23 protein-coding genes are annotated in these 22,104 nt (G+C 36.0%); 12 read left to right on the forward strand and 11 right to left on the reverse strand.

Annotated elements, in window-relative coordinates; all coding sequences use genetic code 11:
• Positions 1 to 77: 77 nt before the first annotated feature.
• A complete protein-coding gene (locus BAQ48_RS26400) occupies positions 78 to 1,643 on the reverse strand; it encodes a glutathione ABC transporter substrate-binding protein (RefSeq protein ID WP_071713343.1) in 1,566 nt (521 codons plus the stop codon).
• A gap of 325 nt (positions 1,644 to 1,968) precedes the next feature.
• On the opposite strand from BAQ48_RS26400, the gene nikC reads away from it, so the two are divergent.
• From nikC to BAQ48_RS26440, 8 genes are all read left to right on the forward strand, one after another.
• Positions 1,969 to 2,868: a nickel transporter permease gene (gene nikC, locus BAQ48_RS26405; RefSeq protein WP_071713344.1), complete on the forward strand. Its 900-nt coding sequence runs from the start codon at positions 1,969 to 1,971 to the stop codon at positions 2,866 to 2,868.
• A gap of 15 nt (positions 2,869 to 2,883) precedes the next feature.
• Positions 2,884 to 3,804, forward strand: a complete 921-nt coding sequence (gene nikB, locus BAQ48_RS26410; protein ID WP_000928487.1) for a nickel ABC transporter permease — start codon at positions 2,884 to 2,886, stop codon at positions 3,802 to 3,804.
• A gap of 14 nt (positions 3,805 to 3,818) precedes the next feature.
• On the forward strand, positions 3,819 to 4,835 hold the full coding sequence (locus BAQ48_RS26415) for an ABC transporter ATP-binding protein (protein WP_071713345.1): 1,017 nt from the start codon (positions 3,819 to 3,821) through the stop codon (positions 4,833 to 4,835).
• Position 4,836: 1 nt separating this feature from the next.
• Positions 4,837 to 5,823 (forward strand): ABC transporter ATP-binding protein, encoded by a 987-nt coding sequence (locus BAQ48_RS26420; protein WP_071713346.1) that lies wholly within the window; start codon positions 4,837 to 4,839, stop codon positions 5,821 to 5,823.
• Between the two features lie 69 nt (positions 5,824 to 5,892).
• Entirely contained in the window at positions 5,893 to 6,666 is a 774-nt protein-coding gene (locus tag BAQ48_RS26425; RefSeq protein WP_071713347.1) for a sensor histidine kinase, read from the forward strand.
• Positions 6,663 to 7,358 carry a response regulator transcription factor gene (locus BAQ48_RS26430; RefSeq protein ID WP_071713348.1) on the forward strand — a complete coding sequence of 232 codons (696 nt, stop codon included), beginning with the start codon at positions 6,663 to 6,665 and terminating at the stop codon, positions 7,356 to 7,358. The genes BAQ48_RS26425 and BAQ48_RS26430 overlap by 4 nt, the downstream gene beginning before the upstream one ends.
• A gap of 3 nt (positions 7,359 to 7,361) precedes the next feature.
• A complete protein-coding gene (locus tag BAQ48_RS26435; protein ID WP_071713349.1) occupies positions 7,362 to 8,666 on the forward strand; it encodes an SLC5/6 family protein in 1,305 nt (434 codons plus the stop codon).
• A 227-nt stretch (positions 8,667 to 8,893) separates the two neighbouring features.
• The gene (locus BAQ48_RS26440) at positions 8,894 to 9,079 is read left to right on the forward strand and encodes a PspC domain-containing protein (RefSeq protein ID WP_071713350.1); all 186 of its coding nucleotides are present in this window, start codon (positions 8,894 to 8,896) and stop codon (positions 9,077 to 9,079) included.
• Between the two features lie 58 nt (positions 9,080 to 9,137).
• Here BAQ48_RS26440 and BAQ48_RS26445 read toward each other — a convergent pair whose 3' ends face one another.
• On the reverse strand, positions 9,138 to 9,710 hold the full coding sequence (locus BAQ48_RS26445; protein ID WP_071713351.1) for a helix-turn-helix domain-containing protein: 573 nt from the start codon (positions 9,708 to 9,710) through the stop codon (positions 9,138 to 9,140).
• Between the two features lie 100 nt (positions 9,711 to 9,810).
• Here BAQ48_RS26445 and BAQ48_RS26450 point away from each other — a divergent pair, with 100 nt between their 5' ends.
• Together BAQ48_RS26450 and BAQ48_RS26455 are read left to right on the forward strand one after the other, a co-directional pair.
• Positions 9,811 to 10,776: a DMT family transporter gene (locus BAQ48_RS26450; protein ID WP_001201645.1), complete on the forward strand. Its 966-nt coding sequence runs from the start codon at positions 9,811 to 9,813 to the stop codon at positions 10,774 to 10,776.
• A gap of 143 nt (positions 10,777 to 10,919) precedes the next feature.
• Positions 10,920 to 11,585, forward strand: coding sequence for an aquaporin (locus tag BAQ48_RS26455; RefSeq protein ID WP_071713352.1), 666 nt, complete (start codon positions 10,920 to 10,922; stop codon positions 11,583 to 11,585).
• Positions 11,586 to 11,644: 59 nt separating this feature from the next.
• On the opposite strand, the gene BAQ48_RS26460 is transcribed toward BAQ48_RS26455, so the two are convergent.
• From BAQ48_RS26460 to BAQ48_RS26470, 3 genes are all read right to left on the reverse strand, one after another.
• Positions 11,645 to 12,076, reverse strand: a complete 432-nt coding sequence (locus BAQ48_RS26460) for an Rrf2 family transcriptional regulator (protein ID WP_000512998.1) — start codon at positions 12,074 to 12,076, stop codon at positions 11,645 to 11,647.
• Positions 12,077 to 12,194: 118 nt separating this feature from the next.
• Positions 12,195 to 13,421 carry an ABC transporter permease gene (locus BAQ48_RS26465; RefSeq protein ID WP_071713353.1) on the reverse strand — a complete coding sequence of 409 codons (1,227 nt, stop codon included), beginning with the start codon at positions 13,419 to 13,421 and terminating at the stop codon, positions 12,195 to 12,197.
• Between the two features lie 2 nt (positions 13,422 to 13,423).
• The gene (locus BAQ48_RS26470; protein ID WP_071713354.1) at positions 13,424 to 14,308 is read right to left on the reverse strand and encodes an ABC transporter ATP-binding protein; all 885 of its coding nucleotides are present in this window, start codon (positions 14,306 to 14,308) and stop codon (positions 13,424 to 13,426) included.
• A gap of 343 nt (positions 14,309 to 14,651) precedes the next feature.
• Here BAQ48_RS26470 and BAQ48_RS26475 point away from each other — a divergent pair, with 343 nt between their 5' ends.
• Positions 14,652 to 15,479, forward strand: coding sequence for a 5'-nucleotidase, lipoprotein e(P4) family (locus BAQ48_RS26475; RefSeq protein ID WP_071713355.1), 828 nt, complete (start codon positions 14,652 to 14,654; stop codon positions 15,477 to 15,479).
• 24 nt (positions 15,480 to 15,503) lie between these two features.
• Here BAQ48_RS26475 and motB read toward each other — a convergent pair whose 3' ends face one another.
• The gene (gene motB / locus BAQ48_RS26480) at positions 15,504 to 16,289 is read right to left on the reverse strand and encodes a flagellar motor protein MotB (RefSeq protein ID WP_071713356.1); all 786 of its coding nucleotides are present in this window, start codon (positions 16,287 to 16,289) and stop codon (positions 15,504 to 15,506) included.
• Positions 16,279 to 17,073: a flagellar motor stator protein MotA gene (gene motA / locus BAQ48_RS26485; protein ID WP_000344847.1), complete on the reverse strand. Its 795-nt coding sequence runs from the start codon at positions 17,071 to 17,073 to the stop codon at positions 16,279 to 16,281. The genes motB and motA overlap by 11 nt, the downstream gene beginning before the upstream one ends.
• Positions 17,074 to 17,338: 265 nt before the next feature.
• Between motA and BAQ48_RS26490 the strand changes: the two genes are divergently transcribed.
• Entirely contained in the window at positions 17,339 to 18,118 is a 780-nt protein-coding gene (locus BAQ48_RS26490) for a M15 family metallopeptidase (protein WP_000720187.1), read from the forward strand.
• Between the two features lie 36 nt (positions 18,119 to 18,154).
• Here the strand turns inward: BAQ48_RS26490 and BAQ48_RS26495 are convergent, their stop codons facing one another.
• From BAQ48_RS26495 to sdhC, 4 genes are all read right to left on the reverse strand, one after another.
• Positions 18,155 to 18,601 (reverse strand): acyl-CoA thioesterase, encoded by a 447-nt coding sequence (locus tag BAQ48_RS26495; protein ID WP_000822728.1) that lies wholly within the window; start codon positions 18,599 to 18,601, stop codon positions 18,155 to 18,157.
• A 90-nt stretch (positions 18,602 to 18,691) separates the two neighbouring features.
• A complete protein-coding gene (gene sdhB / locus BAQ48_RS26500) occupies positions 18,692 to 19,453 on the reverse strand; it encodes a succinate dehydrogenase iron-sulfur subunit (RefSeq protein WP_001291828.1) in 762 nt (253 codons plus the stop codon).
• On the reverse strand, positions 19,446 to 21,239 hold the full coding sequence (sdhA, locus tag BAQ48_RS26505; RefSeq protein WP_000676741.1) for a succinate dehydrogenase flavoprotein subunit: 1,794 nt from the start codon (positions 21,237 to 21,239) through the stop codon (positions 19,446 to 19,448). The genes sdhB and sdhA overlap by 8 nt, the downstream gene beginning before the upstream one ends.
• Positions 21,240 to 21,252: 13 nt before the next feature.
• On the reverse strand, positions 21,253 to 21,879 hold the full coding sequence (sdhC, locus tag BAQ48_RS26510) for a succinate dehydrogenase cytochrome B558 (protein ID WP_000678360.1): 627 nt from the start codon (positions 21,877 to 21,879) through the stop codon (positions 21,253 to 21,255).
• Between the last annotated feature and the right edge of the window lie 225 nt (positions 21,880 to 22,104).

A 22,104-nucleotide genomic window follows, 5' to 3' on the forward strand; every position in this document is an offset into this window, starting at 1 on the left:
TTTCCCAAATGAAACAAAAATAGATAAAAATTTCTATCAGTGTAAAATGGTGTTTTACACTGATAGAATTCCCTATTTTACTGAAGTTCTACACCTTCCAGTCGCAAATACCCAGATGGATCAATCCAAAATCCTTTTATATTTTTCGTAGTTGCGGCAATATGATTAATCCCTCGAATTGGTACTAATAAAGCATCTTTTAATTCAATTTGTTGTAACTGTTTATACATTTCTTTTCTCTTCGTCTCATCTTTTTCTTTTCTAGCATCTTCTATTAATTTATCTACTTCCGGATTACTATAGAAGAATTGGTTACCAGTTGCTCCGTGTGAACTAGAATGGAATAAATTATATTGATTATAGTCACCATCACCTGTTGCATTTCCCCATCCTCCAACAAACATCGCATGTTCTGATTTATTCGTTGCAGCTAAAAACGCACCATACTCCATAACTTTAATTTCTACATCAACACCAATCCCTTTTAATTGAGATTGAATTACTTCCACTAACGCCATTCTAACTTTGCTGTCATTCGTCCAAATTGTTGTTTTAAACCCATTTGGATAACCAGCCTCTGCTAATAATTTTTTTGCAGTATTAATATCATACTTATATCCTTTTACGTCTTTCGTATAACCGAATACTTTAGGGGTCATTACAGAATTCACTTCAGTCCCAACATTGTTATATACCCCTTTTAAAATTCCTTTCGTTTCAATCGCATGCGCAATCGCTTGACGAACGAGTGGATTGTCAAATGGCTTTTTCTGTACATTAAATCCAATATATTCTACACCTAAACCTTCATTTTCAATTAACTCCATGGATGGTGAATTTTTCACACGCTCTACCTCAGTTACAGGTAAATTCTCTGCAATGTGAGCTTCACTAGTTTCAATCATTCCAATACGAGTAGCATCTTCTGGTACTACTTTGAATACAACTTCATCAACCTTTGCTTTCTCACCCCAATAATTTTTATTCTTTTCAAGTCGAATTTCTTCACCTGGTTTCCATGACTTAAAAGTATATGGACCTGTCCCAACTGGATGCTGCGCTAAACCTTTCCCTTTTTCATCAATTGCTTTCGGACTTAAAATACTCCCTTCATTACTTGCGAAAATAGATAAAAGAGGTGAGTATGGGTATTTCAATACGAACTGTACTGTATATTCATCAATTACTTTTATTTCTTGAATCATGGAATAAACAGTTGCTCGATTTGAACCTACTTTCGGGTCTAATACACGTTCAAAGTTTTTCTTTACTGCCTCAGCATTAAATGGTGCACCATCTTGGAATGTCACTCCTTGTTGCAACTTAAATTCCCAATTCAAATCATCAATTTGTTTCCATTCCTTTGCTAACATCGGCTTAAAATCCATGTTTTTATCTCGTTGTACAAGATTTTCATACACTTTATGGTACACAACACTCGCGGAAGGGATGTTTGTAATAAAATGCGGATCTAAATTATCAGCATCTGACAATCTAGCAATTGTTAAAACACCGCCTTCTTTTGTTCCATTGCTTCCTGACCCTTCATTTCCTGTCTTCGTATTAGATGAACACCCCGCTAGAAAAACTGAAAGACATAAAATTGTGATAAAACAAATCACAAGTCCCCTTTTGAATCTCATCGCCCTTCCCCTCCACTTTCTTTTATCTCTACATCCTAAAGTGAAACCTTAAATCCAGCTTTCTCTCCCCTACTTTCTAATAGCAGATTATTCCACCACCCTCTCTTTTTCAATTTCGTCTATGTATTTGTAATTATAAATAACTTTGTGGAAAAAGTTTTTAAACATCTTTACTTCTATTTGCACTTTCTTTACTATTTGAATTTTCTGAATTTTTTTGAAACATCTTTACTTCTATTTGCATTTTCTTTACTTATTGTTTTAAACTCGTTGACTCGTTTTAATTTTCTGATAATTTATTCATAAAGAAAGGGAGGTATGAAAAATGGAAGTTCGTCTTTCTAAAGAAGAAAACACTTCTTTACAAACGATTCAAACGAAGAACACATCGAAATGGATTATTAGCTATCGAAAACTGAAAAAAAATAAGATGGCATTTATCGGGGGGATTATCGTTCTTTTCTATATTTTAATAGCTATATTTGCCCCATTGTTAGCACCCTATAATCCATTTGATATTCAGTTAGTTAACAAATTACAACCACCATCTATGGAGCATTGGATGGGAACAGATGATAAAGGTAGAGATATTTTAAGCCGCCTTTTACACGGGACACGCCTTTCATTACTTGTTGGATTTTCTTCTGTATTTATAGGGGCATTGTTCGGCATTATCCTTGGTATCATTTCTGGTTATTACGGTGGATGGTTTGACACAATTATTATGCGAATCATTGATATTATGCTAGCTTTCCCTGGTATTTTACTTGCTCTTGCTATTGTAGGCGCACTAGGACCAAGTCTTGCGAACGTAATTATCGCTATTGGCTTTTTCTCAATCCCTATGTTCGCTCGTATCGTTAGAGCTTCTACATTAACAGTAAAAAAATTAGAATATATCGACGCTATAAGAGCACTAGGAGCAAATGATTTTACTATTATTATGAAACACATATTCCCAAACATCTTATCACCTATTATCGTCCAAGCTACTTTACGCTTAGCTACAGCAATTTTATCTGCAGCTGGATTATCATTTTTAGGACTTGGAGCGCAACCACCTTCCCCTGAATGGGGTGCCATGTTAAGTAATGGACGCGACTTTTTATTTACCGCACCACATATTGCAATGTTTCCTGGAATCGCAATGTCTACACTCGTAATCGGTTTAAACATGTTTGGTGACGGATTACGTGATGCACTAGATCCAAGACTTAAAAAATAGAAAGGGGCATTATACATGCTAATGTTTATATTTCGTAGAATACTACAATTAATTCCCGTTCTTTTCGGCGTTGTATTCGTTGTTTTCTTAATTATGCAAATGGTACCGGGTGACCCAGCTCTCCTTATCGCTGGTGAAGGAGCATCAAAAGAAACTGTCGAGCAAATACGCCACCAATTAGGATTAGACAAACCCTTTATCATGCAATACTTCTCTTATATCGGAAATATATTGCAAGGAGACTTTGGGGTTTCGATTCGTTCTAATCGCCCAGTATTAGATGAAGTTTTAATCCGCCTTCCAATCACTATTGAACTCGCACTGTGTAGCATCGTCATTACAGTTGTAATTGGGATGATTGCTGGTATCATCTCTGCTACAAAGCAATATTCTTGGACAGATGTTTCCATTATGATTATCGCTTTATTAGGTGTCTCATTACCAAGTTTTTGGTTTGGACTTATGCTCATTTTCTACTTCTCTGTCCAAATTCAAATATTCCCCGTTTCTGGTTGGGGAACTTGGATGCACATGGTTTTACCAGCACTTACACTAGGTGCATCTGGCGCAGCAATCGTAGCACGTATGACTCGCTCAAGTATGCTTGATGTTATACGCCAAGATTATATACGAACAGCAAGAGCAAAAGGAGTAAAAGAAAGAGTCGTTATATATAAGCATGCTTTGAGGAACGCATTAATTCCCGTTATTACTGTTGTTGGATTACAATTTGGTGCACTTTTAGGCGGTACAGTTTTAGTAGAATCAGTTTTTGCTATAAATGGACTTGGAAGATTGATCGTAGACGCCATCCGAATGAGAGACTTACCAATGTTACAAGGGGGCGTATTAATCGCCTCGGTCATCTTCGTTCTAGTCAATCTTATTGTTGATATTTTATACCGTCATTTCAATAAACGTATTGAGCTTAATTAAAGGAGTGCACAAACATGAATAAAAAGGAAGAGGTATTACAAGTTAAAGATTTAAAAACACATTTCTTTACAGACGAAGGTGTAAGCAAAGCGGTTGATGGTGTAAATTTCTCTGTTTCTAAAGGAGAAACACTCGGCATCGTAGGTGAATCTGGCTGTGGGAAGAGTATCACTTCTCTATCCATTATGAGATTAATTGACCGAGAAAGCGGCAGTAAAATTGAAGGGAGCATTTTATTTAAAGGAAAAGATTTATTACAACAAAAAGAAGCTGAAATGCGTGCAATTCGTGGAAATCAAATCTCAATGATTTTCCAAGAACCAATGACATCTTTGAATCCAGTATATTCTGTTGGGGAACAAATCGCAGAAGCAATTCGTATCCATCAAAAATTAAATAAAAAAGAAGCTTGGAATAAAGCCGTCGATATGTTGAAACTAGTTGGGATTCCTTCTCCTGAAAAGCGTGCAAAACAAGAGCCACATGAACTAAGCGGAGGAATGCGACAACGTATTATGATTGCAATGGCACTTGCTTGTAATCCAGATTTACTCATTGCAGACGAACCAACAACTGCTCTTGATGTAACAATTCAAGCTCAAATATTATCACTTATGAAATCACTTCAAAAACAACTCGGTATGGGGATTATCATGATCACCCACGACTTAGGAGTCGTGTCAGAAACATGCGATAGAGTCGCCGTTATGTACGCTGGAAAAATCGTCGAATATGCAGATATTGAGCATATATTTACTAACCCAAAACATCCTTATACAATCGGACTTCTTCAATCTCTTCCAAGACTCGATACAGACCAAGAAGAATTACAAACTATTCCTGGGTCTGTACCGAGTCCATACCATATGCCAAGTGGATGTCGCTTTGCTGATAGATGCACACATGCAACAGAACTATGTCACAATACTCTTCCAGAACTTCAACTCACGCAAGATGGAAGCGAAGTTCGATGCTGGATGTTTACTGACCTTTGGGATAAATCATCTTCAGAAAAATTGGAGGTATTATAAAATGTCTACTGCTACGCGAATAAATAAACGAGAGTTATTACAAGTACAAAACTTAAAACAATACTTTCCTATAAAAAAAGGAATTCTAGGACGTTCTATTAGCTATATTAAAGCGGTTGACGATATTAGCTTTACAATTTACGAAAAGGAAACTGTTAGTATTGTTGGTGAATCTGGTTGCGGAAAATCCACCACTGGGCGTGCAATATTGCGCCTTGATGAAGCAACAAGTGGAAAAATTATATTTCAAGATAAAGATTTACTAGCATTAAATAACTCAGCAATGCGAAAGATTCGAAAAGATTTACAAGTTATTTTTCAAGATCCCTTCGCTTCTTTAAACCCTCGGCAAACTGTAGGGAGCATTTTAGAAGAAGCTATGACCATTCAAAACGTATGTCCAAAAGGCGAAAGAAAAGCAAAGGTTATTGAGTTACTCGGGAAAGTTGGTCTTCCACCTGATGCAGTGAAGCGCTATCCACATGAATTTAGTGGTGGTCAACGGCAAAGAATTGGAATTGCGCGCGCCTTAGCTGTTAATCCAAAACTCATCATTTGTGACGAAGCTGTCTCCGCCTTAGATGTTTCAGTGCAAGCACAAGTTTTAAATTTATTAAAGCAGTTGCAACAACAATATGGGTTAACATACTTATTCATCTCTCACGACTTAGCTGTCGTTCGTCACATATCAGATCGCATCATTGTAATGTACCTTGGTACCATTGTGGAGATTGCCGATAAGCATTCTCTTTTTAACAATCCGCAACACCCTTACACAAAAGCGCTTCTCTCAGCAATTCCTACCATTAGTGCAGGAACGAAAAAAGAGCGTATTGAACTTAAAGGGGACCTGCCCTCTCCTTTAAACCCTCCAACAGGCTGTCGTTTTCATACTCGTTGTCCGTATGCCATTGAAAAATGCGCTACGCAGCAACCAAGTTTTCAATCTATAAGCGAAAGTCATAAAGTAGCCTGTCATATCATTTGATTTGAGTCTGAATAATAGAAATATTTATAACACTTTAGTATAATAATAAAAAACAAGATTGAGGTATGTATGTTAACTTATGAAGCATTTGCTGTATTAATAACTATACTTGTCTTAGCTCCAATTTTTGGAGCTATTATTTTATTATGTTTATTTATTTTTGAAAAACGAATCGACTTACTAGAAAGTGAAAAGAAAAAAATAGTACTAGAACGAGAGTTGCAACAGTCTTTATATCATCAACTTACTCAACAAATTCAGCCTCATTTTTTATTCAATACATTAAATACAATTTTAAGCTTAGCTCGTCTACAGAGAACAGATGAAGTTGTCAAATCACTCGAGATCTTTTCTCTATTTTTAAAAGGAAAATATAAAACAACAGATTTGTTAATTCCTATTTCTGAAGAACTAGCATATACGAATTATTATATTGAGATTCAAAAAATGCGATTTCGCTCAAGGCTTTCAGTAAGCATTACCTCTTCTGAAGATTTACATAACGCTCATATTCCACCTTTCGTTATTCAAACGCTAGTTGAGAATTCCTTTAAACATGGGCTAGAAAAAAAAGCTGGTCAAGCAATTTTAAATATTCATCTATACAATACAAATAACCGAGTTACACTTCTAGTATCCGACAACGGTACTCAAAACGAACCATTTACTTCCCATACGGAAGAAAGCGGATACGGACTTGAAAATATAAAACAACGATTTCAGTTATTCTTTCAAGAACAAACTACGTTCTCTTTCCTCTCTACAAAAGAGAACGGCACGAAAGTAGAAATCACATGGCCTTTCATCACAGAAAAAAACACAGAGGGGGTAATACAAAAATGAACGTGCTATTAGTAGATGACGAACCACTGGAACTGGAGCAATTAGAATTTCTTATCCACCGTCAGTTTCCTAATTGGAAACTGCATCTAGCTTTAGATGCGGATGAAGCTTTACATATAAATGAAAAATTTTCGATTCATTTAGCACTTTTAGATATTCACCTTCCAGGCATATCCGGCCTACAACTAGGTGAAAAATTAAAAAATAACAACTCTAACTTGGACATCATCATCGTAACCGCATATCAAAATTTCGATTATGCAAAACAATCCATTCGTCTAGGAGTTATTGACTATATAACAAAGCCAATTATAGAAAAAGAACTCATCGATATATTACAAAAGTACAAAGGAGATTCCAACACTCCTTCCTACTCACGTATTATTCAAGACACATTAGACATCATCCATGAAACTTTTCATGACAAACTACACTTAGCAGACATCGCATCTAAAGTACATACAAATCCGACTTATTTAAGCCGAAGGTTCCATGAAGAAGTAGGTATTTCATTTTCCGGATATATCATGCAATATCGAATTGAAATGTCACAGAAATATTTAACGGAACACCCACATTGGTGTATCTCTCAAATCTCTGAACGATCTGGTTTTAATAGTCAGCATTATTTCAGTACTGTTTTTCGCAAAATGACCGGAATGACTCCGAAAGAATATAGAGGCGAGGGATAAATCGTGACGAAAAACAACTCAGCTTTCACACCTTTACAATTAGGGATCGGAACTGGTACTGTTCTTTTATTATCTAAATGGGTCGCAAGTATATCGACTCTCGCTTTACCTGAATCTATTATCAATTATGGGCTAATCGCTGGCATTCTTTATGCGATGATTGGCCCTTTTACTCTTATTTTATTGGGGATTTTAATAAAAAAAATACGTTCTACATTCCCAGAAGGAGAATCCATTCACGATTACTTATCTTATAAACTTTCTCACAAAGGATATATAATAGTATGCTCTTTCCTTGTTCTATTAAGTATAGAGAGTATGTTCATTCAAACGAAAGTTGCTAGTATTTTACTTAATGTTTTCTTCCATATTCCATATACATTGGGCTCTTTCCTTTTCATTACCCTTTGTACAATATTCGTAATGTTAAGTAACGCTAAGCTATTTACTAAAATGGCTATTATGCAAACTGTATTAATGTTTTCTACCATGATCATTATTCCAATTTATTTTTTTGTGCAAGATGGCATTACCCATGTATACGATGGAATTCGCTTATATCACCCGTATTTGCTATTTTATGAAAATATAAACGGAATATATTTTCTTACTGCCGGCATTCTCATCGAAACAGGCAGAGTATTAATAAGCCCTGCATCTTGGGATAAAGCTTTCCGTATTCATCCTAAAAAAATCATTCCGACTTTTTTACTATCAGGATTTATATGGATTACCATCCCTTTGGCGTTCGCTTCTCTAATTATGATAGTTATCTTTAGCGGGAGCTTAGATCATTTATACGATCTTTTAGCTCAACTCCCAAAAAAAATAGAATTTACCATTTTATTTTATCTACTCGTTATCGGCTCTTTAAGCGCAATAACTTCTAGTTTTATCTCTTGGATGCATGGATTTACTAAACTCATTCGAGATTTTATACCGATGATACGTACAAAAATAAATTTCAAATTATATACAGCTCATTTTATTTCTATAGCTATCGGATTTTTAGCTTTTTTCATTACGATTACTACAAACTATACTATTTTAGAAATTATTTTTTTCTTTGGTATTCTTTATACATCTCTTATTATCACAATATTATTCGTTATTTTCAGCAAACAAAAAATCAGCCTCATTATACCGCTCATCTCGATTATCGGTACCCTTACCGGTTATGTAACTTACTTCTTAATCAGTCCTTTAACGAGCATTTGGGTGAGTATAGCTGTTACTCTTTCACTAAGTATTTGTTATCTGTTTTCACATTGGATACACCAACAATTCAACTATAAAATGAAACAATAATATGAGGCCCTTTTGGTGGTTTAACTTTGCTACCTAAGGCCTTTTTACTTTTATCGCAAACTATTGTGCTGGGCTATAAATTAGATTCATTGTTTATATACTCCCATATCTAAATTGTAAAACACAGTTCACTTTATAAAAAATGTAATACAACCTCATAGTCTTCTCATAAAATTCCATATAGAATAGAAGTATACACTTTGCTATAAAAAGGAGTTGATTGTAGTATGTCAAAAAAATTATATAAATCCGAGACTGATAAAATGTTATCTGGTGTATGTGGTGGGTTAGGAGAATATTTTGATATTAGTTCTACTCTCATTCGCATCCTTTGGGTCATTGCCGTTCTATGTTTTGGAACAGGTTTTTTAGTCTATCTCATTTGTTTATTACTTATGCCACGTTCCTACTAGCGGCGCCATTTATATACTTAAAAATCACCTATAGAATTCTTTTCTATAGGTGATTTTTTCATGAAGAATACTTCATCGTTAAATGTAATACCGCCACTTCATCCCCATTATTTCGGTAACTATGTTTCTTATTCGCTTCAAATTGAATGGAATCAAACTCATTTAACTCATACACATCATTCTCCACTTGAATCGAAACTTTCCCTTTCATTACCGTTACAAGTTCAATAGCCCCTTCATGATGTGCTTCCGGCTCATATATACTATTCGATCTTAAACAAGCACGATGCATTTCCATCCCCGTTTCTTTCGTGTAACGGAACATCGTTTCTAAATGCCATGCTTGTCCTACATCTACTGCAAATCCTTCTCCGCAGCGCGCAACAGCTACAGGTTCTCCAACAACCATTAACCTTGATAAAGGAATCGATAACCCTTTCGTTATTTTCCAAATGACAGCTAACGTTGGATTCGTTTCGCCTCTCTCAATTTTTCCTAATGTTAATTTACTAACTCCTGTTTTTTGGGCTAATTCTTCTAAACTTAATTTTTGTTCATTTCGAATTTGTCTTAGTAGCTGACCTACTTGTTGAATGACTTCTTTCGTTTGTATGTCCTCATTTTCTTTCATCTACAAAACCACCTTAAAGTATAAAATAGTTTACTTTTATCATTTTAAAGTATATCATACTATACATAATTATTTAATTTTGAAAGGAGTGCTATACTTCATGCGCGCAATTTTATTAGGTCTTTTATCATCAGCATTTTTTTCTGCAACCTTTATTATTAATAGAGCAATGAATGTATCAGGAACAAGCTGGGCTTGGACAGCTTCCTTCCGCTTTTTATTCGCTCTCCCTATTTTATTCCTTATCGTTTTATTTCGCAAAAACTTAAAGGGGTTATGGGAAGAATTAAAAAAGCATCCATTCGCTTGGATCGGATGGGGTTCCGTTGCAGGTATTGGTTTTTATTCTTTATTAAGTTTCGCAGCTGTTTTTTCTCCAGCTTGGCTCGTCGCCGGAACTTGGCAAGTTACGATATTAGCAGGTTTACTACTATCACCACTATTTTTCGTTAAAATAGAGACGCAGTCAGGTACGAAACTTGTACGCGGAAAAATTCCACTTCGTAGTTTATATGTAGCACTATTTATTTTACTTGGTGTAATTTGTATGCAAGCGACTGCCGCAGGCCACATTACAATGACTCAATTCATCTCAGGTTTTTTACCTGTCGTGTTAGCTGCATTCTTATATCCGTTCGGCAATCGAAAAATGATGGAACTTGTTGGCGGACGCCTTGATACATTTCAGCGTGTATTAGGAATGGCAATTGGAAGTCTTCCTATAACAATTCTACTTGGGATATATGGATTTTCCACTACAGGCATTCCAACATCCAGCCAAATGCTGCAAGGATTTTTATTAGCATTATGTTCCGGTGTTATCGCAACGATGACGTTTTTCTTTGCTACTGACTTAGCCAAAGATAACCTCGCTCTACTTGGAGCTGTTGAAGCAACGCAAGCTGGAACGATGGTCTTTACAGTGCTTGGTGAAATTGTTTTCTTAAATGGTACATTTCCTGGCGGGCTTTCCCTGCTTGGAATGATTATTATTATGTTAGGAATGGTTGCAAATAGCGTATTAAACCGATCTGTTCCAGTCGTTAAACAGAAAAAAACAGCATAAAAAGGAGTATGGTTCTATACTAAAGAACCATACTCCTTTTTTATTGTCCCTCTATTTCGCCTTATCAGAATAGTATTTCATTGGCTGTTTATACTAAAACCTATGTTATAATACGTTTCATGCGCAATAATAGGAGGTAAATTATGTTAAAAAAAGCAATTGCTGAATTTATTGGTACATTTGTACTTGTATTATTCGGAACTGGAGTAGCTGTCACTGGCGGCGGAATTGAAGGAATTGGAACATTAGGAATCGCTATGGCTTTCGGTCTATCTATTGTCGCTATGGCATATAGCATCGGAACAGTTTCTGGATGTCACATTAACCCAGCGGTATCAATCGCTATGTTCATCAACAAAAGAATGAATGCTATGGAACTTTGTTATTATGTATTAGCTCAAATTTTAGGTGGTTTATTAGGTACTGCAACGTTAGTAACAATTTTAAAATCCGCTAAAACACCTTTAGATAATTTAGGACAAAATGGTTTCGGAACTCTTGGTTTATCTGGAGCATTTTTAGTTGAGTTCGTTTTAACTTTCGTATTTATTTTAGTTATCGTGGCTGTAACAGGTAAAAAAGGAAGTTCGTCTTTAGCGGGACTAGTAATTGGTTTCACATTAGTATTAATTCACTTATTAGGAATTCCGTTAACTGGAACATCTGTTAACCCAGCTCGTAGTATCGCACCAGCTTTATTCGTTGGTGGAGAAGCACTTTCTCAACTATGGGTATTCATCGTAGCACCAATTCTTGGTGGTATCGTAGCAGCTATTGTTGGTAAATTCATTTTAAATACTGAAAAATAGAATTTTCAATATTTCTGAATAAAAAAAGGCGAGCCCTCATTATGAGGATGCTCGCTTTTTTATTCTTTCATTTTAGACTTTAAATTTGTAACTAATTGATCTACTGTTACATTTGCAAGTACGTTTTCCATCGCTTCTTGCGCTTGCATTAAAATAATTTCTAATACTGATTGAATATTAGCTCCTACTGGACATTCAATGTTGGGATTTTCATGGAAGGAAAATAGCTGTCCTTCTTCTACAACTTCCACTGCTTTATATACATCAAGTAATGTAATTTCTTCTAAATCACGAGCAAGTGTCGTACCACCTTTACCAGCTTGTACATCAACAAGTCCTGCTCTCTTCAACATTCCTGTAATGCGACGAATCACAACTGGATTTGTATTCACACTACCAGCAATCCATTCAGAGGTACAGCGAGAGTTCCGATCTATCGCAAGTAATGTTAGCATATGAACACCTACTGTAAACCGACTACTAATTCCCATCTGCACACCCTCCTTCGTATTCATTCTATTAAAAGACGACTCTTATTATTATATACTATTTTTAATTTATACATAAAGAAAAAGCATGATTTCAATAGAAAATCATGCTTTTTCCTCTTTATTGACGCTTTATAAATTTTGCTAAATCTTTAAATTTCACTTTGTCTGAGTAATTCATTACACCGTTTACGTAAATGCGGCTTGTAACAGCATTTAACACACCAATTGTTTCCAATAAGACTACTAATGTTATCGTAATTTCTAACATACCTGCTTCACCAGCTACAATACGTGAGAAGGTAACCATCGGGGTGAAAAATGGAACATAAGAGCTTATAACAACGATAGTACTATTCGGATCACTTAATGATTTAATACTAATGAAGAAGGCAGCCATAATTAAAATCATTACTGGGAAAGATACAGCTTGTAAATCTTCCGTCTTAGAAACAACAGCTCCAGCAGCAGCGTACATCATCGCATAAAGTAAATATCCCGTAATGAAATAAACTAAGAACATGCTTATAACCTTTGCATCTAATTTCGTAAAGTCAATTGGCACTCCAAATAATGAAGCATTCTCTAAATCTACCCAGCCTAACAAATACGGAATAAGGTAACCACACGCCAATATGACAAGTTGTAATAGTGCCGTTGAAACAACCGCTAATATTTTCGCATACATCATCGTAAGCGGTTTTACTTTCGGAAGCATTACTTCCATTACGCGCGATGCTTTTTCCGAAGCAATATTCATTGCAATTGTATTTCCGAACGCGACAATAAACATATACAAAGCAAATGTAAAGAAATAGGCAATTCCGAAAGAAGAAGAACGATCTTTTATCGCTTCTTGCTTCACTGGAATTTCAGTTTGCAGTTGCTGTGCAATTTCCGGTGAAACATTATGCTTTGCAATTGTCACCATTGTATATTGTTGTTTGAAATAACCTGCCATGATTGCAGAAGTTGCTTGGCTTGGAAATCCATTATACATATACGTAACCTCTGGAGCTCCGTTCTTTTCTGTTACATGAAACAAACCATCCAGTTCGCCCTCTTCTACTTGTTTATGTAGTTTATCAAAATCCTCTTTTGAACCAACCGTTATTTTTGCTGATGGCAATAGCTTACTTAGCTCTTCCTTTTGTACTTTATATGTGGAACTCTCTGTCACAACTGCAATTTTGTCTTTATCCTTATTCTCATCATTACTTGAAGTAAAATGGTTAAATGCGAAAATCCCAAACACAACTAAAAATAAAATCGCACTCGTAATTAATGATTTTTTAGATAAAAACGCTTCTCTAAAATAAAATGAAAATACATGAGAAAATTTACGCATCGTTATTTCGCCCTCTCTACAAAGATTTCGTTTAACGTCGGCTCTAACATTTTAAATTGGCGTAAGCTAACACCTTGCTCTTGCAACTGCTGCAAAATGTTGAGGGCCTCTGCATCGTCTTGTACTTTTATATAAAGAAGGCCTTGTTGCTTTTCATATGGAACATGTATAGCTTCTAATCCCTTTTCATTCTCTGCTACATCTTCAATCGTTAAATTACGGAAACCATATTCTTTCTTAATATCACTTAACTGGCCTTTTACGACTGCTTCACCTTTTTTCAAAATACATACATGTTGGCAAAAAGCCTCAACTTGCTCCATGCGATGGCTAGATAAAATAATTGTCTTTCCACTCTGTACTTGTTCTTCAATAATGCTAGCTAACATCCCTGCATTAACTGGATCAAGCCCGCTAAATGGTTCATCTAAAATGAGAAGTTCCGGATTATGAAGAAGAGCAGCAATTAATTGGATTTTTTGCTGATTCCCTTTTGAAAGCTCTCCAGCCGTTTTAAATTTGTATTCCGGGATCGCTAATCGCTCTAACCATTGATCAATAGCGAGATCTACTTCTTTCTTCGACATTCCTTCTAATCTACCAAAATATCGCAACTGATCTACTACTCTACTCTTTGTATATAAGCCTCTTTCTTCTGGTAAATACCCAATTGTTACCCCGCTATTCTCGAATGCTTTTCCATCCCATGTAATCGAACCTTCATTAGGTGTTAATAATCCGAGAAGCATTTTGATTGTTGTTGTTTTCCCTGCACCATTTCGTCCAAGTAACCCTAGTACTTCACCTTTTGGTACCGAAATTTGCAAACCGTTAACCGCTTTTGATTCCCCAAATTGTTTCGTTAAATTTTGAATTTGTAAGCTCAAAGTATAAAGCCTCCCCTTTAGTATCATTCACGCTCTCTTTCAAAGACTATGTTTATTCAGGATAAAATATAGCACTACACTTCATCCTCTTACATGTAACACCAACTACAATCCATCATTTGTACTATTTAGTTAAAATTGTAAATATTAAAGTTTCATTTGTCAATTATAATTGTCATTACGACAATTAAATTTGTCAAAAAATCTATCATTATTTTACTCGCCTTTCTAATATAGGACATACTACTATATATACAAAAGACAATATGCAAATGTTCATAAAAAAATTTTTATATTTTAATATACAATATAAGATGATTTTCTAACATCAAGGAGGATACATATGAAGATGAAGAGGAACATTACCACTTTATTATCTGTAGCGGTTCTATCTATATCGCTTGTAGCATGTTCAGGAACAACAGAGAAGTCAGTGGCGAAAGAAGAACAAGCAAAGTTAACAGAACAGCAATTAATGGCTGATTTATGGTATCAAACAGCCGGTGAAACGAAAGCACTTTACTATCAAGGATACAATATCGGTCAATTGAAGCTTGATGCAGCTCTTGCAAAAGGAACAGAAAAAAAACCTGCTATCGTACTTGATTTAGACGAAACTGTTTTAGATAACAGTCCTCATCAAGCGATGAGCGTAAAAACAGGAAAAGGCTATCCTTACAAATGGGATGACTGGATTAATAAAGCTGAAGCAGAAGCCCTTCCAGGTGCAATTGATTTCTTAAAATATACAGAATCTAAAGGTGTAGATATTTACTACATTTCAAATCGTAAAACGAATCAACTAGATGCAACAATTAAAAATCTCGAACGTGTAGGTGCTCCTCAAGCAACGAAAGAACATATATTATTACAAGATCCGAAAGAAAAAGGAAAAGAAAAACGCCGTGAACTCGTTTCTCAAACACATGACATTGTCTTATTCTTCGGTGATAACCTATCTGATTTCACTGGTTTTGATGGAAAAACTGTAAAAGACCGCAATCAAACCGTAGCAGATTCAAAAGCACAATTTGGTGAAAAGTTCATTATTTTCCCTAACCCAATGTATGGTGATTGGGAAGGTGCTTTATATGATTATGATTTCAAAAAATCAGATGCAGAAAAAGATAAAATCCGCCGTGACAACTTAAAATCATTTGATACAAAATAAAGAGGATGGCATTCGCCATCCTCTTTATTCCATATTTCTCGTTAAAGGTAAAATAAACACTTCTACGCGTCTATTTTTCGCCTTTCCTTCTTGTGTATCATTTGGAGCAATAGAACGATATTCTCCGTAACCAACAGCACTGAATTTTTCCGGTTGTAATTCTTTATTTTGCAGTAATACTTGCATGAAATTAACTGCCCGCTGTGTGCTCAATTCCCAATTCGATGCAAATTGCGCATTTGCAATAGGGACATTGTCTGTATGGCCAGATACTGTAATTTCACGAGGCGATGTAGAAACTAGTAGGTTAGACATTTCTTTTGCAATATTTAACGATTCCAATTTCACATCTGCTTTCCCTGAATCAAACAGTACATTTTCTAATATTGTTACCTTTAATCCTTTTTCTGTTAAATCAGTTTTAAAAGAAGAAGATAATTTGTTTTCCTCAATATACTTATCGATTCCTTTTTGTACCGCTTTTAATTCGTTCATTTCTTGCTGCTTTACTTCAGCCTCAGCATTCTTCTTCATCTTCTCAGACTCTAAACTATTTGCCGACAACTCTTTTTCTTCATTCGGTTTTTGATCACTTAAAAATTCTTTATTTCCTGTTCCACCTGCTAGTTCACTTCGAAAAGCTACTGCCATCTGTTTAAACTTCGCTGCATCTATACTACTCATTGCAAATAAAACAATGAACAATGCAAATAACAACGTTAACATATCAGAATATGGAATTAACCAAGTTTCATCAATATGCTCATCATGCTTTTTCTTTTTGTTTCTTCTATTTTTTTTACTCCGCATTTTTTTCTGCTCCTTTTTCGAGCTTTTTACGCTCTGTTGCAGAAAGTGCACCTAAAATGCGGTTCTTCATTATAAATGGATATGTACCTTCTTGTAACATTAATAAGCAATCAATAATTAAACGTTTTTTCTCTATTTCAGCTGCAGATTTTTGCTTTAACTTATTTGCAAATGGATGCCATAGTATATAACCTGAAAAAATACCAAAAATCGTTGCAATAAATGCACCTGAAATAGCATGTCCTAACTTTTCTATATCCGTTAAATTACCTAGCGCAGCTACTAAACCAATAACAGCACCTAAAACCCCTAGTGTAGGCGCATACGTACCCGCTTGTGAAAAGATAGCAGCCCCTTTTGCATGTCTCTCTTCAATTGCTTCCAATTCAGCTTCTAAAATCTGCTCTAAATCTTCTGCGGATACACCATCAATCACAAATTTCATACCACGCAAAAGAAATTCATCTTGGATTTTATCTAATTGTTGCTCTAAAGACAAAATACCGTATTTTCTACTTTCAGATGTCCAATGAACAAACAATTCTAGCAACTGCTCATAACTTAAATCTTTTTTATTTGAACCAAAAAGAACTTTAAATAATTTTGGAATCCTTTTTAGTTGATTCATCGGAAATGCTATGCATACTGCAGCAAATGTACCAACAAAAATAATTAATGCTGCGGCAGGATTAACTAAGGCCATTACGTCAGCGCCCTTGACAACCATCCCTACTACTACCGCCGCTACTCCTAAAATTATTCCAATAATTGTTGCAAAATCCATTCCCTTTCACTCCTAGTCTATACAGGAAGTTCTTTATTCTCGATAATCGTTACATCTTCTTATGTATATATATTACATAAAAAATGAATTTCATGAAAGGTAAGAAATGAATTATATAAAAAAATACTACAATTTCACACATTTTCTGACATTTTCTTTGCATTTCTATTACGTTACGACTCTTATATTTCCTTTTCAGTCAACTAGACTTATAATAAAAAATGATACATATTTTATTAAGAAAGGACTGAGATTACAAGGCATCATGAAAAAGATAATTATTATTTCTGCCGCTACTATTGTAATCGGTATCACATCTTTCGCTTACTTCGGTTCTCAATCACCATTACAAAATGGGGCGAAAGCTGTCGAAAGTCAAAAGCATAATAACCATCAAAAAGAAGAGATTCCTGCTTTTCCAAAAGCTGATCATAATGCAAAGAAACTAGACAATGATTTTTCAGTTGTAACAAATCCGGAATCTAATCTTGTCTTAGTTAATAAACATCGAAAACTACCAGATGGATACATACCTGAAGACTTAACGAGGCCAAACGTACCATTTACTAGTCCAAAAGACAAAGAAAAAACGTTGCTACGCAAAGATGCTGCAGACGCGCTTGAGAATATGTTCGAATCGGCAAAAAAAGAAGGCCTTGAACTTACAGCTGTATCTGGTTATCGTTCATACAAACGCCAAAAATCATTGCATGATACGTACGTTAGACGTCAAGGAAAAGCTGAAGCTGATTCTGTAAGTGCAATTCCTGGCACAAGTGAACATCAAACTGGTTTAGCAATGGATATTAGTTCAAAATCTGCTAAATTCCAATTAGAGCCTATCTTCGGAGAAACAGCAGAAGGCAAATGGGTTGCAGAACACGCCCATGAATTCGGTTTTGTCGTCCGTTATTTAGAAGATAAAACAGGAACAACAGAATATGCATATGAACCGTGGCATTTACGTTACGTTGGTAATCCATACGCTACATACATATATAAACATCATTTAACATTAGAGGAAGCGATGGAAGACAAAAAATAAGAGAGCGATTTTGCTCTCTTATTTTCTTTCACTCTATCATTGTAGTAATTGTCTCTTCCACTCTTCAGGCCATGGTTCGCCTCTTCCGGTTTTTTTCGATGCTTGAACCATCATACCGCGTCCAACTAAACAAACTTCTCCTGCTGCATTTTTGACCATATAGTGTAAATCTAAAGAAGAATTCCCAACTGAGCCTGCCTTTACATATACCTTCAACTGTTCATCAAAATATATTTGCTTAATAAAATTACATTGTAAATCTGCAACAACGATCATCGTTTCTGATGATTCATGCGTCCATTCTTGCATAAATCCAAGTTCTTTAAACAATGCAATACGTGCCTCTTCAAAATAAGTAAAAGCTACTACATTATTTACATGCCCAAACATATCTACTTCACCAAAACGAACTTTGACAGGATTGTAAAATGAAAAACCACTTTCCCATTTCTCAAAGTCTTCAATGTAAGAAATTCTCTTCACTAGTCTCTCCCCTTTTCTTCCCAATAAACAGAATAAACTGAAAAATAAAGTTATAAATATTGCCTCTTCAAGATGAAGAGGCAATATTTATTAATAGTTATTATCGCTACCAAAGAAATCTTTGAACGATTGAATTGTTGTATCACGGTTTAATGCCGCAATTGAAGTTGTTAATGGAATACCCTTCGGACATGATTGCACACAGTTTTGAGAGTTACCACAGTTTGCTAGTCCACCATCTCCCATAATTGCACGTAAGCGATCTGCTTTATGCATTTCACCCGTTGGATGTGAGTTGAATAAACGAGCTTGTGATAACGGTGCTGGTCCAATAAAATCAGATTTACTGTTCACGTTTGGACATGATTCTAAGCAAACGCCACATGTCATACATTTTGAAAGCTCATAAGCCCATTGACGCTTTTTCTCTGGCATTCTTGGACCTGGTCCTAAGTCATACGTACCATCGATTGGAATCCAAGCCTTAACACGTTTTAACGCGTTAAACATACGGCTACGATCCACTTGCAAGTCACGTACAACTGGGAATGTCTTCATCGGCTTTAAGCGGATTGGTTGTTCTAACTGGTCGATAAGAGCTGTACATGATTGACGTGGTTTTCCGTTAATCACCATCGAACATGCTCCGCATACTTCCTCTAAGCAGTTCATATCCCATGCAATCGGAGTTGTTGCGTTTCCTTTTGAATCAACAGGATTACGTCGAATTTCCATAAGCGCCGAAATAATATTCATATTCGGACGATACGGAATTTCAAACTCTTGATCAAATTCTTGTGCATCTGGTCCATCTTGTCTCGTAATGATGAGGCGGATTGTTTTCTCAGACATGTTGTTTATCCCCCTTCTCTTCACCCTTAGCAGCTACATCATGTTTTGAAGAATAGTCACGTTTACGTGGTTTAATTAATGAAACATCCACGTCTTCGTAATGGAATGCTGGTGCATTTCCTTCTCCCTCAAATTTCGCCATCGTAGTTTTTAAGAAGTTTGCATCATCACGATTTGGGAATTCAGGTTTGTAATGTGCCCCGCGGCTCTCATTACGGTTATATGCGCCAATTGTAATAACACGCGCTAACTCAAACATATTTGCAAGTTGGCGTGTAAATGAAGCACCTTGGTTACTCCATCTTGCTGTATCGTTAATGTTAATACGCTTGTAACGAGCCATTAACTCTTCAATTTTCGCATCTGTTTCTAATAACTTTTTATTTTCACGAACTACTGTAACGTTATCTGTCATCCATTCTCCAAGCTCTTTATGAAGAACATATGCATTTTCGTTACCATCGAGCGTTAAAATATTGTTAAATTTCTCTGTTTCGATTAATTCATTTTGCTCATATACAGTAGATGAAACAGCATCCGATGATTTAGAAAGACCTTTCATGTATTCAATTGCATTCGGTCCTGCTACCATACCACCGTAAATTGCTGATAATAGTGAGTTCGCACCAAGGCGGTTACCACCGTGCATAGAATAATCACACTCACCTGCTGCAAATAAACCTGGAATACTTGTCATCTGCTTATAGTCAACCCATAATCCGCCCATTGAATAGTGAACAGCTGGGAAGATCTTCATTGGTAGTTTACGAGGATCATCACCTGTAAATTTCTCATAGATTTCAATGATTCCACCAAGTTTAATATCTAGTTCTTTCGGATCTTTATGAGAAAGATCTAAGTACACCATGTTTTCACCGTTAATACCTAGTTTTTGCTCTACGCAAACATCAAAGATTTCACGCGTTGCAATATCACGAGGTACAAGGTTTCCGTAAGCAGGATACTTTTCTTCTAAGAAGTACCATGGCTTACCATCTTTATACGTCCAAACACGTCCACCTTCACCACGTGCAGATTCACTCATAAGACGTAATTTATCGTCTCCAGGAATTGCCGTTGGATGGATTTGAATGAACTCACCGTTCGCATAATATGCACCTTGTTGATATACAGCAGAAGCTGCTGTACCTGTATTAATAATAGAGTTAGTTGATTTTCCAAAGATGATACCAGGGCCCCCTGTTGCCATAATCACGGCATCCGCTCCGAAACTTTTAATCTCCATAGTTTGTAAGTCTTGTGCTACGATTCCTCGGCACACACCTTCATCATCAACAACAGCTCGTAAGAAATCCCAACCTTCATATTTCGTTACAAGTCCTGCTACTTCATGACGACGTACTTGCTCATCTAATGCGTATAGTAATTGTTGGCCAGTTGTTGCACCAGCAAATGCTGTACGGTGATGTTGCGTTCCACCAAAGCGACGGAAATCAAGAAGTCCTTCTTCCGTACGGTTGAACATAACACCCATGCGGTCCATTAAATGAATGATACCAGGTGCTGCTTCACACATCGCTTTAACTGGTGGTTGGTTCGCTAAGAAGTCCCCACCATAAATTGTATCGTCAAAGTGGATCCATGGAGAATCCCCTTCACCTTTCGTATTTACGGCACCGTTAATTCCACCTTGGGCACAAACAGAATGTGAACGTTTTACTGGTACTAATGAAAACAGTTCAACATTTACTCCTGCCTCTGCCGCTTTAATCGTTGCCATTAAGCCGGCCAAGCCACCGCCGACTACTATAAGTTTCCCTTTCATGCTCTCCCACTCCTTACTGGTTTGCTAGCTGTGGATCGATGAACGCTAATAATGCACTCACACCTACATAAGATAGACCTAAGAAAATAGCTAATGTTACATAAGTAGAGATTCTTTGTGAACGTGGAGATACTGTAATTCCCCAGCTGATGCAGAATGTCCATAGTCCATTTGCAAAGTGGAAAATTGTTGAAACAACACCAACTAAATAGAATGCAAACATAGCTGGATTGCTTAAAATATCTGCCATCATATCATAGTTTACCTCTTTACCTAACATTGCTTGAATACGAGTTTCCCAGACGTGCCAAGAAATGAAGATCAGCGTAACGATACCTGAAATTCGTTGGAAGACGAACATCCAGTTACGGAAATAACCGTAAGATACCGCATTGTTCTTAGCTGTAAATGCAATATATAAGCCATATATAGCATGGTACAGTATAGGTAAAAAGATGATGAAAATTTCTAGCGCATACCGGAATGGAAGGAGCTCCATAAAGCCTGCAGCTTTGTTAAAAGCCTCTGCTCCTCTTGTTGCAAAGTTGTTTACTACTAAATGTTGCGTCAAAAAGACACCAACCGGGATGACCCCCATTAATGAGTGCCACTTACGAAACGTATACTCGCGGCCTTTCATGTCCCCATTACCCCCCTCGAATGTTTGACTGCTGTTTTCAGATTAGTTTACAACAATAATGTTTTTTCACTATTGGCATAAGAAAAACTGAAAAAATTATTCGAAATATTTCAGCATAATTTGATACCAAGTTCATTTTACTCCTATTTTTGTCGAAGCGTCAAGAAAACGTATACATAATTTGCATATAATTTGCCAATTCTTTTTTTCTTCTTATATATTCAG

It is taken from the genome of Bacillus luti (genome assembly GCF_001884105.1).
Classification (GTDB): Bacteria; Bacillota; Bacilli; order Bacillales; family Bacillaceae_G; genus Bacillus_A; species Bacillus_A luti.

Excerpts from the sequence above, each read along its gene's own strand:
- BAQ48_RS26400 (WP_071713343.1), bottom strand. The coding sequence starts at position 1,643 with ATGAGATTCAAAAGGGGACTTGTGATTTGTTTTATCACAATTTTATGT.
- nikC (WP_071713344.1), top strand. The coding sequence starts at position 1,969 with ATGGAAGTTCGTCTTTCTAAAGAAGAAAACACTTCTTTACAAACGATT.
- nikB (WP_000928487.1), top strand. The coding sequence starts at position 2,884 with ATGCTAATGTTTATATTTCGTAGAATACTACAATTAATTCCCGTTCTT.
- BAQ48_RS26415 (WP_071713345.1), top strand. The coding sequence starts at position 3,819 with ATGAATAAAAAGGAAGAGGTATTACAAGTTAAAGATTTAAAAACACAT.
- BAQ48_RS26420 (WP_071713346.1), top strand. The coding sequence starts at position 4,837 with ATGTCTACTGCTACGCGAATAAATAAACGAGAGTTATTACAAGTACAA.
- BAQ48_RS26425 (WP_071713347.1), top strand. The coding sequence starts at position 5,893 with ATGTTAACTTATGAAGCATTTGCTGTATTAATAACTATACTTGTCTTA.
- BAQ48_RS26430 (WP_071713348.1), top strand. The coding sequence starts at position 6,663 with ATGAACGTGCTATTAGTAGATGACGAACCACTGGAACTGGAGCAATTA.
- BAQ48_RS26440 (WP_071713350.1), top strand. The coding sequence starts at position 8,894 with ATGTCAAAAAAATTATATAAATCCGAGACTGATAAAATGTTATCTGGT.
- BAQ48_RS26445 (WP_071713351.1), bottom strand. The coding sequence starts at position 9,710 with ATGAAAGAAAATGAGGACATACAAACGAAAGAAGTCATTCAACAAGTA.
- BAQ48_RS26450 (WP_001201645.1), top strand. The coding sequence starts at position 9,811 with ATGCGCGCAATTTTATTAGGTCTTTTATCATCAGCATTTTTTTCTGCA.
- BAQ48_RS26455 (WP_071713352.1), top strand. The coding sequence starts at position 10,920 with ATGTTAAAAAAAGCAATTGCTGAATTTATTGGTACATTTGTACTTGTA.
- BAQ48_RS26460 (WP_000512998.1), bottom strand. The coding sequence starts at position 12,076 with ATGGGAATTAGTAGTCGGTTTACAGTAGGTGTTCATATGCTAACATTA.
- BAQ48_RS26465 (WP_071713353.1), bottom strand. The coding sequence starts at position 13,421 with ATGCGTAAATTTTCTCATGTATTTTCATTTTATTTTAGAGAAGCGTTT.
- BAQ48_RS26475 (WP_071713355.1), top strand. The coding sequence starts at position 14,652 with ATGAAGATGAAGAGGAACATTACCACTTTATTATCTGTAGCGGTTCTA.
- motB (WP_071713356.1), bottom strand. The coding sequence starts at position 16,289 with ATGCGGAGTAAAAAAAATAGAAGAAACAAAAAGAAAAAGCATGATGAG.
- motA (WP_000344847.1), bottom strand. The coding sequence starts at position 17,073 with ATGGATTTTGCAACAATTATTGGAATAATTTTAGGAGTAGCGGCGGTA.
- BAQ48_RS26490 (WP_000720187.1), top strand. The coding sequence starts at position 17,339 with ATGAAAAAGATAATTATTATTTCTGCCGCTACTATTGTAATCGGTATC.
- sdhB (WP_001291828.1), bottom strand. The coding sequence starts at position 19,453 with ATGTCTGAGAAAACAATCCGCCTCATCATTACGAGACAAGATGGACCA.
- sdhA (WP_000676741.1), bottom strand. The coding sequence starts at position 21,239 with ATGAAAGGGAAACTTATAGTAGTCGGCGGTGGCTTGGCCGGCTTAATG.
- sdhC (WP_000678360.1), bottom strand. The coding sequence starts at position 21,879 with ATGAAAGGCCGCGAGTATACGTTTCGTAAGTGGCACTCATTAATGGGG.